This is a genomic window from Mesorhizobium sp. M7A.F.Ca.US.014.04.1.1, assembly GCF_003998745.1.
Classification (GTDB): domain Bacteria; phylum Pseudomonadota; class Alphaproteobacteria; order Rhizobiales; family Rhizobiaceae; genus Mesorhizobium; species Mesorhizobium ciceri.
On sequence record NZ_RZRW01000122.1, the window covers coordinates 1 to 12,377 of the forward strand.

Below are 12,377 nucleotides of genomic sequence, written 5' to 3' on the forward strand. Positions count from 1 at the left end.
GGCCAAGTGCGATCGAAGAAGTTTTCAGCGCACGGCGCCGAAGGCTGGTAGCGGTCATGACAGACTCCCATTCGGTTGATCGTCGAATTTCATTCGCCGGACCAACGCTTGCGACCCTTGCCGCTGCCTCGATCCTGTTCCCTCGGTCTTTTTCTCGCCGATTGTGCTGACAGTACTATTGCAGAAAAAAGTACGTCAATCCATAATTTGTCAAACGACCGAGGAAACTGGCCGATTGCGTCCGTTCGGGCGATCGGTCAAATCAATGCGGTCATCTCGTTTTCCGCTGGACCAGCCATGCAAGCCGCAGCCAGACGACCCCGCACCAACCATCTTGATCTGGCGCAGCGCATCCTGGATGTGGCGCGCCAGCGCGGCTTCGAGCCCGGTGCACGCTTGCCCGAGCAGCAGATCGCGTCGCTGTGCAATGTCTCGCGCACGCCGGTGCGGGCGGCACTCGGCCTGCTCGCGGAACGGGGCGTCGTGCGCTGGGAGGCGGAGTCCGGTTATCATCTGGCCATCGACCTCACCGCGCAGGCTTCGGTCGCCACGGAATTGCCCGCTGCCGAGGAGGACGAGTTGGCCGAGGCGATCCTGCGCGACCGCTCGGCGCGGCGACTGGACCAGACGGTGACCGTCGCGGGATTGATGCGGCGCTACAGTGCCGAGCGCAAGACGGTATTAAAAGCGTTGAACAAACTGACCGAAGAGAATCTGCTGGATCGTGCGCCTGGCCAGTCCTGGCTGTTTCGGCGCACGCCCGACGATCCGGAAGCGCAAGGCGACAGCTACGAGTTCCGCTTGCTGCTCGAGCCCGCGGCCATCCTGACGCCCGGCTTCAGGCTGGACGGCGCGCGGGCGGCGACGTTGCGCCAGGCTATGGAAGCGCTGGTGACGCTGCCGGACGCCGCCTTCGACACACGCGAGTTCCAGCGATTGGACATCGATTTTCACGGCATGCTCGCCGAGGGCAGCGCCAACCGCTTCATCGCCGACGCGCTCGCCGATCACCTCAGGCTGCGCCGGCTGCCGGGCATCTATGCCGGCGTCAACGTCTTCCGATTGCGGCAATCGCTGCGCGAACACCTTGTCATACTCGACCATCTTGAAAGCCTGCAGTATGAGGTGGCTGCCGATCTGCTTCGCATTCATCTGCGGCTCTCCCGCAACCAGCGACCGCAAGCGGCCAGCCGCGGGGCTCCCGCGCTGTTCGGCACGATCAGCCGGCCGGAATGACGAGGATTAATTGACGCGTAAAGCCAGCCCGACCATCGCGCTGTTTCCCGAAGCAAGCTTCGGCGCGGCGTTGAATTGCGTCGGCATCGCGCAGGCGCTGCGTGCGAAAGGCGCCCGGCCCGTCTTCATCTGCCATGCCGGTTTCTCCGGCGTCTTTGCCGACTATGGTTTCCAGGAATACCAGTTGCCAACCGACGAGCCGCTGAGCGAGAGCCAACGTCAGAGCTACTGGCAGGCTTTCGTGCGCCGGCACCTGCCGCATTTCAGGCTGAGCCCGATCGACCAGCTTGAGACCTATGTCGCTCCGACCTGGCAGGCCATCGTCGACACCGCGGTCAATGCCGAGGCGCCGCTGCGCCAATTGCTGGCACGGCTCAAGCCGGATGCCGTGGTGCTCGACAATGTCATCATGTTCCCGGCGATCGCCGCCGCCGGCTGTCCGTGGGTGCGCGTCGTCTCCTGCGCCGAGACCGAGCTGCCGGACGCCAATGTGCCGCCCTATCTGTCGGGGCTTGGCGTGGACGACCCGCAACGCGCGGCGTTCGAGGCCAGGTATCTGGCGGCTTGCGCGCCGGCGCATGACCGCTTCAACCGCTTCCGGGCGGATGCCGGACTGGGGCCGCTGCCGAAGGGTCAGTTCCTCGAGACGTCGCCCGATCTCAACCTGCTGCTGACGCCGACGATCGTGCGCCGCGAGCGTGCCGAGCCGCTCGACCCCGCGCGCTTCGTCTATCTCGAGGGCTGCGTGCGTTCTGAAGGGCCGTTCGAGGTGCCGGTGTTCCCGCGCAATGGCGGGCCGCTGGTCTATGTCAGCTTCGGCAGCCTGGGTGCCATGGATGTCGGCCTGATCGAGCGCATGCTGGTGGTGTTCGACAGGCTGCCGGCGCGCTTCATCGTCAATGCCGGCGGCCTGCGCGACGCTTACCGCGCGGTGCCGGACAATGTCTATCTCGACGCCTGGTTTCCGCAGCCCTCGGTGGTGGCGAAGTCGGATCTGTTCATCCATCACGGCGGCAACAACAGTTTTTGCGAAGCGCTGCGCTTCGGCGTGCCGTCGCTGATCATGCCCTATTGCTGGGATGGACACGACAACGCGCAACGCGCCGAAGAGACCGGCACCGGCGACCATATCGGCCGTGACGGCTGGACCGAAGGAGTGTTGGAGAAAGCCATTCTCGGCCTGCTGGCCGACGATGCCATGCGCGCCCGCCTCAAGGACAATGCAGCCCAAATGGCGCTGAAACCCGGAACGGATGCGGCCGCGCAAGCCATACTCTCTCTGATACGGATTTGAACGAAAATGCCTGACAACAACACGAACATCTCGCTCTCCAGCGGCAACGATGCCAAGGCCTGGCTGGCCCGGCACGGCATCAACGAAGTCGAGTGCCTGGTGCCCGACATGAACGGCGTCCTGCGCGGCAAGGCCTTGCCGACGGCCAAATTCCTCCAGGCGCTTGAAGACCGCGCGCTCTATCTGCCGAGCAGCGCTTTCCTGGTCAGCATCGACGGCCGCTATTCCGGCTCGATCGACGAGGGTTTTGCCTATTCGGATCCGGACATGCGCATGGTGCCTGATGTATCGACGCTCTGCCTGGCGCCGGGTGCCGCTCCCGGCAAGGCCTATGTCTTTGCCGATGCCTTCCATATGGACGGCCGGCCCTGGATGGCCTCGCCGCGCCATGTGCTCAGGGCCGTGCTCGACCTCTACGCCAAGCGCGGCTGGCGGGCGGTGGTGGCGCCCGAGGTGGAATTCTATCTCACCGCGCCCAATCCGGATCCGGACCGTCCGCTGACCGCCCCGGTCGGCGCCAATGGCCGCGCCGAGACCGTGCAGCATCCCTACGATATGGCCGGGCTCGAGGAGTTCGAGCCGGTGATCCGCCGCATTTACGATTATGCGGCGGCGGCCGGCCTGCCGCTCGACACGCTGATCCATGAGTCGGGAACCGCGCAGTTGGAGATCAACTTCCTGCATGGCGATGCGCTGCCGCTGGCCGACAAGGTGCTGCTGTTCAAGCGGCTGACGCGCCAGGCCGCGCAGCAAAGCGGCATGCACGCCACCTTCATGGCCAAGCCGATCGCCGCACAGGCCGGCAGCTCCATGCATCTGCACATGTCGGTCATCGACGAGGCCGGCAGGACTTTGTTTGCCGGCAGCGACGATGCCGACACCGCAATGTTTGGCCACTTCATCGGCGGCCTGCAGAAATATGTCCCCGAAATCATGCCGCTGTTCGCGCCCAACGTGAACTCGTTCCGCCGCATCAGGCCGAACCACAGCGCGCCGGCCAACATCGAATGGTCGCATGACAACCGCTCCTGCGGCCTGCGCGTGCCGGCCGGCGGCCGCGCCGCGCGGCGGGTGGAGAACCGGCTTCCGGGCGCGGATTCCAATCCTTACCTGGCGATCGCCGGCTCGCTGCTTGCCGGCTATCTCGGCGTCGAGCAGAAACTGGCGCGCTCGCCCGAGGCGTCGGGCAATGCCTACAAGATCAAGAGCACGCTGCCGAAGACGATGGAGGAGGCGCTCGATCGTTTCGAGGCTTGCGGCCCGGTGCGGGAACTGCTCGGCGAGGATTTCTTCCAGACTTATCTGCGCGTAAAGAGCGTCGAGCTCGACCTGTTCCAGGGCGTGGTGACGAGCTGGGAACGCGACCACCTTCTGCTGAAGGTGTGATCATGGCTTCCAGTTCAACGGGCTTCAATTCGGGCCTCGATATCGCAAAATCCTATTATGTCGCCACCGCCAATCCGGCGCCGGACCATCCGGCGCTGGTCGGCGACGTCGACACCGACCTGGTTGTCGTCGGCGGCGGCTGCACCGGCCTGTCGGCCGCCCTTCACGCCGCCGAGCGCGGGTTGAAGGTGGTGCTGCTCGAAGGCGGCAAGATCGGTTGGGGGGCGTCGGGCCGCAATGGCGGCCAGATGATCCCCGGCCTGCGCAAGGGCGCCAAGGGCCTGGTCAAGCTCTACGGGCCGGAGCGGGCAAAGGTGCTGTTCGATCTTGCGTTCGAGGCGCGTGGGCTGGTGCTCGACATCATCGAGCGCCATGCCATCGATTGCGATCTCAGGCTGACCGGCCATCTGGTCGGCGCGGTCAACGGTTCCGACCTCAAGGATCTCGAGGAAGAGGTCGAGTGCCTGGCTACGGTGATGAAGTTCCCGCACGCCGAAATCCTGTCGGCGGCGGAAGCCCGAGCCAAGGTCGACACACCCTATCATGGCGCGATGTATGAGCCGCTCGGCGGCCACATGCATCCGCTGAACTACACGCTCGGCCTTGCCCGCGCGGCGATTGCTGCCGGCGTCGTCATCCATGAGAATTCGGTGGCGGTGAAGCTGGAGCGTGAGCCTTCGATCCGGATCTCGACGGCAAAGGGATCGGTGCGTGCAAAACATGTCGTGCTGGCCGGTGACGCTCTGCTCGATGGGCTGGAGCCGCGCGTCAACAGCCGCATCATGCCGGTTGGCAACTACATCGTCGCCACCGAGCCGCTGGAGGGCAAGCGCAATGTCATCCCGGCCAATGTCGCGGTGTCCGACACACGCTTCGTCGTCAACTATTACCGGATGTCGGCGGACGGCCGGCTGCTGTTCGGCGGCGGCGAGCGCTACACGCCGTCACCGCCGGCCGATATCGCCGGCTTCGTGCGGCCGCATATGGAAGCCACCTTCCCGCAACTTCAGGGCTGCCGCATCGATCACGCCTGGGGCGGGCTGGTGTCGGTGACGACATCCAGGCTGCCGCATGTCGGGCACTATGGCGAGGTCTATTTCGCGCATGGCTATTCCGGCAAGGGCGTCATCCTGTCGACGCTGTCGGGCAAGCTCCTGGCCGAGGCGATCGCCGGCGACGCCTCGCGGCTCGATCTGTTCTCGACGCTCACCCCGATGCCATTCCCCGGCGGCACGGCGCTGCGCGGTCCGCTCTATGTGCTGGGCATGCTGTGGTATGCCATGCGGGATCGCATCAAGCATTGAGGGTCGGCGGGGCGGCGGCGAATTGCAAAACGCCGCGATCCTTCGCGCCCCCCTCAGTCCTGCCGGACATCTCCCCCTCAAGGGGGGAGATTGGCAGATTGGTGGCTTCGCCCATTCCTGCGTCGTTGGAGATTGGCGAAAGCCGGCGTGACGTCCGATCTCCCCCCAAGAGGGGGAGATGCCCGGCAGGGCAGAGGGGGGCGCTGTCCCGCCGACGGTGAAGGTTGTTGGAGAAGGCCTCTTAAACCACAAAAAAATCTTCAATCCGCTGCCTGGCCTCCAGCAGCGCCGGCAGAATCTCCCGCTCCATCTCCGCGACGGAGAACCGCGCCGATTGCGTCGAGACGTTGATGGCCGCGACCGTGCGTTCTGCGCGGTCGCGGATCGGCACGGCGATCGAGCGCAGGCCGAGTTCCAGTTCCTCGTCGACGATGGCAAAGCCGTCCGCTTTCGCCTTGCCGATGGCGTTGGCTAACAAACACCTGTCGGTGATCGTCTTCGGCGTCCGTCTCTCGATCGTCGCCTGGCCGAGGAATGCGTCCAATTCCTGAGGCGTCAGACCGGCAAGCAGGATGCGTCCCATCGAGGTGCAATAGGCCGGCAGCCTGGTGCCGACATCGAGCGACACGCTGAGGATGCGGCGGCCGGGAATACGGGCGACATAGACGACATCGGCACCCGACAGGATCGCCGCCGAACAGGCCTCGTTCAGCTGTGCGGCGACCGCGCGCATGATGGGTGCGGCGAAGGCCCAGAGCGAGGCGCCGCCGAGCCAGGTGCGGGCGATCGTCAGCAAGCGTGGCGACAGCGAGAACACGCGGCCGGCTTGCGTTGCATAGCCGGTGGCGGTGAGCGTCAGCAGAAAGCGGCGGGCGCCGGCGCGGGTCAGGCCCGCTTCCTCGGCCATTTCGGTCAGCGTCATGCCCGAGGGATGCCGAGCCAGGATCTCCATGACGGCAAGGCCGCGCTCGAGCGAGCCGACATGATCACGGGAAGCGGCTTCTTCGTCCATCTCAACTCCGCGGGAACGGCATCGACGCCAGGATTGACTCCTCGCCCTCCCCCAGCGTAGAAAGTATCGCATATAAAACATATGTTCGCAATGCGAACTTTTTGAACCCGGAGCCGATGCGATGGTCAAGTTCCTGCCGCTCAAACAGGCTGTTGCGGAGAATTTGAACGATGATGACACGGTCGCCTTCGAGGGTTTCACCCATCTGATCCCGACGGCGGCGGCGCATGAGGCGATCCGTCAGGGTTTTCGCGACCTGACCCTGGTCCGCATGACGCCGGACCTGATCTACGACCAGATGATCGGTATGGGCATGGCGAAGAAAATCGTCTTCTCCTATGTCGGCAATCCCGGCGTCGGCCTGCTGCGGCGCGCCCGCGACGCCATCGAGAACGGTTTCCCCAGATCGATCGAGATCGAGGAGCACAGCCATGCCGGCATGGCCAATGCCTATGAGGCGGGCGCGGCCGGTCTGCCCTGCGCGGTGTTTCGCGGCTATCGCGGTGCTGGCCTCGCGGCGGTCAATCCGAACATCAAGTCTGTCACCTGTCCGTTCACCGGCGAGGTGCTGGCGGCTGTTCCTTCGATCAGGCCTGACGTCACCTTCATCCATGCGCAGAAGGCCGACAGACAAGGCAATGTGCTGGTCGAAGGCATCATCGGCATCCAGAAGGAAGCGGTGCTGGCGGCCAAGCGAGCGGTGGTGACGGTGGAGGAAGTGGTCGATAATTTCGACGATCTGCACCCCAATCTGACCGTGCTGCCGCGCTGGACGATCGCGGCGATATCCGTCGTGCCAGGCGGCTCGCACCCGTCCTACGCACATGGCTATTATGCGCGTGACAATGCCGCCTATCTCGAATGGGACGAGATCGCCGCCGACCGTGACAAATTCCAGGCGTGGATGCAGGCCAATGTCATCGAGAAGAGCGCCGGCGATTTCGCGGCCCGGGTCGAGCATTTGAGGAAAGCGGCATGAGCGACAATCCATTGGGTTTCACCCCCAACGAGATGATGACGATCGCCGCCAGCAGGGCGCTCAGGAATGACGATGTCTGCTTCGTCGGCATCGGCGCACCGTCCGCGGCCTGCAATGTGGCGCGGCTAACGCATGCGCCTGACATCACGCTGATCTACGAGAGCGGCACGATCGGCACCGCGCCCGACGTGCTGCCGCTGTCGATCGGCGATGGCGAATTGTGCGAGACCGCCGTCACCACCGTCGCGGTGCCGGAGATGTTCCGCTACTGGCTGCAGGGCGGCCGCATCTCGATCGGTTTTTTGGGGGCGGCGCAGATCGACAAGTTCGGCAACATCAACACCACGGTCATCGGCGACTATTTCCATCCCAAGACCAGGCTGCCCGGCGGCGGCGGCGCGCCGGAGATCGCGACCTCGTCGAAGCAGATCTACATCACAATGGCGCAGACCAAGCGCGGCATGGTCGAGAAGATCGACTTCTTCACCTCCTTCGGCCATGGCGAGGGCGGCGACCATCGCAAGCGGCTTGGCATCGACACATCAGGTCCGACCTTGCTGATCACCGATCTCGCCATCTGGAAGCCGGATCCGGTGACCAAGGAATTCACCGTCGTGTCGTTGCATCCGGGCGTCACCCGCCAGCAGGTGCAGGAGAGCTGTGGCTGGGTGGTAAAGTTCGCGGAGGCGCTTGACGAAACACCGGCGCCAAGCGAACTCGAATTGAAGACATTGCGCGACCTGCAGGCCCGCACCAAGGCGGCGCATGAGGGAACCGGAAAAGCAAAGGCTGCATGACATGGCCGAGGCCTATATCTGCGACTACATCCGCACGCCGATCGGCCGCTTCGGCGGTTCGCTGTCTTCGGTACGATCGGACGATCTAGGCGCCATCCCGCTGAGGGCGCTGGCCGAGCGCAATCCGGGCATCGACTGGCAGGCGATCGACGATGTCGTCTATGGCTGCGCCAACCAGGCCGGCGAGGACAATCGCAACGTAGCGCGCATGGCGCTGCTGCTGGCCGGGCTGCCAAAGGAGGTCCCGGGCTCGACCGTCAATCGCCTGTGCGGCTCCGGCATGGATGCGCTGACCATTGCCGCCCGAGCCATCAAGGCCGGCGAGGCGGAGCTGATGATCGCGGGCGGCGTCGAATCGATGAGCCGGGCACCCTTCGTCATGCCCAAGGCCGACACGGCGTTCTCGCGCAATGCCGAGATTTACGACACCACCATCGGCTGGCGCTTCGTCAACCCGCTGATGAAGAAGCAGTATGGCGTCGATTCCATGCCGGAAACCGGCGAGAACGTCGCCGAGGATTTTTCGGTGTCGCGGGCCGACCAGGACGCCTTCGCAGTGCGCAGCCAGAACAAGGCCGTCGCCGCACAAGCCAATGGAAGATTGGCGAAGGAGATCACCCCAGTGACCATCCTGCAGCGCAAGGGCGATGCGCTCATTGTCAGCAAGGATGAACACCCCCGCGCGGGCTCAACGGTCGAGGCGCTGGCCAAGCTGCCGACGCCGTTCCGGCAGGGCGGCACGGTGACGGCCGGCAATGCTTCCGGCGTCAATGACGGCGCGGCGGCACTGATCGTTGCCTCCGAGGCGGCGGTGAAAAAGTATGGGCTGACGCCGATCGCCCGCATCCTCGGCGGGGCTGCCGCCGGCGTGGCGCCGCGCATCATGGGCATCGGCCCGGTGCCGGCGACGCAAAAACTCTGCGCGCGGCTTGGCCTGACACCAAAACAGTTCGACGTCATCGAGCTCAACGAAGCCTTTGCCTCGCAAGGCATCGCCGTGCTGCGCCAGCTCGGCATTGCCGAGGACGCCGAACACGTCAACCCGAATGGCGGCGCCATCGCGCTCGGCCATCCCTTGGGCATGTCGGGCGCCCGCATATCCGGCACGGCGGCGCTGGAGCTTCGCGAGCGCGGCGGCCGGTATGCGCTTGCCACCATGTGCATCGGCGTCGGCCAGGGCATCGCGATCGCGCTGGAACGGGTCTGATCGGCAAGTCTCTCCGGCTAACTTCGAGAATCCGGTGCGGTTAAATTTGACCACGTGGACAAAAGTCCGGACCCGTTCCATAGTTCCTCGTCTGATTTTTAGAACAGCCGGCTCGACACGGCTGTCGAACAGAGGGGAATACAATGGAAAACCGAAAGAACAGATTTCAATCCGCACGCGAAGGGCTTTCGCGACGCAATGTGCTGGAGTTGGGCGCGCTTGGCCTGGCTGCGGCAATGCTGCCGGGCGCTGCCTTCGGCAAGGACAAGAAACTGAAGGTGGCGGCGATCTTCGCCACGCCGATCGAGGAGCCATGGGACAACCAGATCCATGTCGCCCTGCAGAAAGCCGAGAAGGAACTCGGCATCGAATACAAATGGTCGGAGAAGGTGCAGACCGCCGATTTCAGCCGCGTCATGCGCGAATACGCGCAAGGCGGCTACCAGCTGGTGCTGGGTGATGCCTTCGCCGCCGAGCGTGAATCGCGCCGCACCGCCAAGCAGTTCCCGAAGACCGCCTGGCTGTTCGGCTCCGGTGCCGGGCCGGCGGAACCGAATTTTGGCGTGTTCGACAACTGGATCCACGAGCCCGCCTATCTCTCCGGTATGATCGCCGGCAAGATGTCGAAGTCGGGCACGATCGGCGCCGTCGCGGCGATGGGCATTCCGGAAGTGAACCGGCTGGTCAACGCCTTCTTCGCCGGCGCCAAGGAGGTCAACCCGAACATCAAGAAGAAGGTCGCCTTCATCGGCTCTTTCTTCGATCCGCCCAAGGCCAAGGAAGCGGCGGTCGCGCAGATCGACGCCGGTGTCGACGTCATCTATGCCGAGCGCTTCGGTGTCATCGAAGCGGCGGTCGACAAGAAGATCCTTGCCATCTCCAACATGTCCGACCAATCGAGTCTCGGCCCGGATACGGTCATCACCGGCCCGGTCTGGGACATGTATCCGACGGTCGAACAGGCGATCAAGCTGGTCAAGGCCGGCGTCTTCACCGCGCAGGACTATGGCGACTTCTCGCGCATGGCCAAGGGCGGCTCGCATCTGGCGCCTTACCACAAGTTCGACAAGACGCTGCCGGCGGACGTGAAGGAGCTGGTCGAAAAGAAGAAAGCCGAGATACTCGAAGGCAATTTCCGCGTCGACGTGGACGAGAACACGCCGGTTTCGGATTGAGTTCTGGTTTGAGGGGCTGGCGCTAGGCGCCCCCCTCTGCCCTGCCGGACATCTCCCCTCAAGGGGGGAGATTAGCAGTTTCGGCGACGCGCTGTTCTTTCAAGAAAATTGGCGAAAGCCGATATGACATCCAATCTCCCCCTTGAGGGGGAGATGGCCGGCAGGCCAGAGGGGGGTGCAGCGCATTCCTCTCAATCAAAGCTGAATCGCAAAGCCCGTACGTTCAGGAGCCCCCTTGTCCGCCCCCCTCATCGAAATGCGCGGCATCACCAAACACTTCGGCGCCGTCAAGGCGAACGAGGCTGTCGACCTTAGCGTCGCGCCGGGCGAGATCCTCGGGCTGCTGGGCGAGAACGGCGCCGGCAAGACGACGCTGATGAACGTGCTGTTCGGCGCCTATGCGCCCGACGCCGGCGAGATTCTCATCCAGGGCAGGCCGGTGCGGATCACAAGTTCCGCCGATGCGCTAGCCGCCGGCATCGGCATGGTGCACCAGCATTTTCATCTGGCGCCAAGGCTGACGGTGCTGGAGAACCTGCTGATAGGCATTCCCGGCAAGACAGGGCGGATCGACCGCGCCGGCGGGCTGGCGCGGCTGGCCGAGATCGGCCGCCAGCATGGGCTGACGCTTGATCCCGATCTTCCGGTCTCGGCGCTGTCGGTCGGCGAGCAGCAGCGGCTCGAAATCGTCAAGGCACTGTTTCGCGGCGCCAGGCTCTTGATCCTCGACGAGCCGACGGCGGTGCTGGCGCCGAGCGAGGTCGACGGGCTGTTTTCGGCGTTGCGGTCGATGGCGGCGCAAGGGCTCGGCATCATTTTCATTTCGCACAAGCTCAACGAGGTGCGGGCACTGACGCATCGCTGCACAGTGCTGCGGCATGGGCGCGTCGCCGGCCGCGTCGACGATCCCGCCAACACGACATCGTCCGCAATGGCGCAACTGATGTGCGGCCATGAGATCGTGCCGCCGGCGCGGGGACAGTCGACGCCCGGTGCTGCGGTGCTGACCCTCGACGGCATTTCCACCTCGCGTCATTCGGGTACGGCGCTGCGCGACGTGTCGCTTGCCGTGCGTGCAGGCGAGATCCTCGGCATTGCCGGCGTGTCGGGCAATGGCCAGCGCGCGCTGGCGGAGGTCATCTCCGGCGTGCGCGTACCTGACGCCGGCCGGATGACGATCGCCGGCCAGAAAGTCTCACGCTTTTCGCCGCGCGAAGTGCAGGCGCTCGGTCTTGGCCGCATCCCGGAAGACCGTATGACGACGGGGCTGGTTACCAACCTGCCGCTCGCGGATTCGATGGTGTTGCCGCGCATCGGCACCGCCGCGTTCAGCAGCAAGGGCCTGCTCAAGCCGGATACGATCCGCGCCTTCGCGGAAGAGCAGATCAAGGCCTATGATATAAGGTGCCCCGGGCCGATGACCCGCGCGGGAGCGCTGTCCGGCGGCAATCTGCAGAAGGCGCTCTTGGCACGCGAACTGGCCTTCGACCCGAAGGTTCTGATCGTCTCGCAACCGACGCGCGGGCTCGATATCGGCGCGGCGCGTTTCATCCACGAAAAGTTCCTCGACATGCGGGCCAAGGGCTGCGGCATCATCGTCATCGGCGAGGATCTGGAAGAGCTGCTGGTGCTCTGCGATCGCATCGCGGTGATGTATGAGGGCCGCATTGTCGGCACGCTCGACAGCGCCGATGCAACGATCGCACAGCTCGGCCTGATGATGACCGGGGCGGAGGGGCACAGCTGATGTTTCGCCTGGAAGTCCGCACCTCTACGCCGGCCTGGTTCAACCTCGCTTTGCCGCTGCTGGCTATCGGCGCGACGCTTGTCCTGTGCAGTGGCCTGATCGCGCTGGCCGGCGCCGGCGTGCTCGATGCGTATGGCGTGATGTTCACGGCCTCGCTGGGCGACAGCTATGCGATCACCGAAACGATGGTGCGCGCCGCGCCGATGATCTTCACCGGACTGGCGGTGGCGGGCGGCTTCC

The 12,377-nt window shown here is 64.6% G+C and carries 10 protein-coding genes and 1 pseudogene; 10 read left to right on the forward strand and 1 reads right to left on the reverse strand.

Annotation, left to right across the window (positions count from 1 at the left end):
• The first annotated feature begins 297 nt into the window (after nt 1-297).
• From EOA22_RS11080 to EOA22_RS11095, 4 genes are read left to right on the forward strand one after another with little or no spacing between them, the layout of a single operon-like run.
• Nucleotides 298-1,236 carry a GntR family transcriptional regulator gene (locus EOA22_RS11080; protein WP_063169494.1) on the forward strand — a complete coding sequence of 313 codons (939 nt, stop codon included), beginning with the start codon at nt 298-300 and terminating at the stop codon, nt 1,234-1,236.
• 10 nt (nt 1,237-1,246) lie between these two features.
• A complete protein-coding gene (locus tag EOA22_RS11085) occupies nt 1,247-2,530 on the forward strand; it encodes a glycosyltransferase (RefSeq protein WP_013528948.1) in 1,284 nt (427 codons plus the stop codon).
• 6 nt (nt 2,531-2,536) lie between these two features.
• Entirely contained in the window at nt 2,537-3,916 is a 1,380-nt protein-coding gene (locus tag EOA22_RS11090; RefSeq protein WP_063169493.1) for a glutamine synthetase family protein, read from the forward strand.
• A 2-nt stretch (nt 3,917-3,918) separates the two neighbouring features.
• Nucleotides 3,919-5,220, forward strand: a complete 1,302-nt coding sequence (locus EOA22_RS11095) for an FAD-binding oxidoreductase (RefSeq protein ID WP_063169492.1) — start codon at nt 3,919-3,921, stop codon at nt 5,218-5,220.
• A 241-nt stretch (nt 5,221-5,461) separates the two neighbouring features.
• On the opposite strand, the gene EOA22_RS11105 is transcribed toward EOA22_RS11095, so the two are convergent.
• Nucleotides 5,462-6,232 carry an IclR family transcriptional regulator C-terminal domain-containing protein gene (locus EOA22_RS11105; RefSeq protein ID WP_027163027.1) on the reverse strand — a complete coding sequence of 257 codons (771 nt, stop codon included), beginning with the start codon at nt 6,230-6,232 and terminating at the stop codon, nt 5,462-5,464.
• A 121-nt stretch (nt 6,233-6,353) separates the two neighbouring features.
• Here EOA22_RS11105 and EOA22_RS11110 point away from each other — a divergent pair, with 121 nt between their 5' ends.
• The 6 genes and pseudogenes from EOA22_RS11110 to EOA22_RS11135 all read left to right on the forward strand — a co-directional run.
• The gene (locus tag EOA22_RS11110; RefSeq protein ID WP_063169491.1) at nt 6,354-7,211 is read left to right on the forward strand and encodes a CoA transferase subunit A; all 858 of its coding nucleotides are present in this window, start codon (nt 6,354-6,356) and stop codon (nt 7,209-7,211) included.
• On the forward strand, nt 7,208-8,008 hold the full coding sequence (locus EOA22_RS11115) for a CoA-transferase subunit beta (protein WP_063169490.1): 801 nt from the start codon (nt 7,208-7,210) through the stop codon (nt 8,006-8,008). Before EOA22_RS11110 ends, EOA22_RS11115 begins: the two co-directional genes overlap by 4 nt.
• A 1-nt stretch (nt 8,009) precedes the next feature.
• Nucleotides 8,010-9,215 (forward strand): 3-oxoadipyl-CoA thiolase, encoded by a 1,206-nt coding sequence (pcaF, locus tag EOA22_RS11120; RefSeq protein WP_013528954.1) that lies wholly within the window; start codon nt 8,010-8,012, stop codon nt 9,213-9,215.
• 143 nt (nt 9,216-9,358) lie between these two features.
• Entirely contained in the window at nt 9,359-10,390 is a 1,032-nt protein-coding gene (locus tag EOA22_RS11125) for a BMP family protein (RefSeq protein WP_013528955.1), read from the forward strand.
• A 235-nt stretch (nt 10,391-10,625) separates the two neighbouring features.
• The gene (locus tag EOA22_RS11130) at nt 10,626-12,137 is read left to right on the forward strand and encodes an ABC transporter ATP-binding protein (protein WP_063169489.1); all 1,512 of its coding nucleotides are present in this window, start codon (nt 10,626-10,628) and stop codon (nt 12,135-12,137) included.
• A pseudogene (locus tag EOA22_RS11135) lies at nt 12,137-12,377 on the forward strand (ABC transporter permease); the annotation flags it as partial. The gene EOA22_RS11130 and the pseudogene EOA22_RS11135, both read left to right, overlap by 1 nt.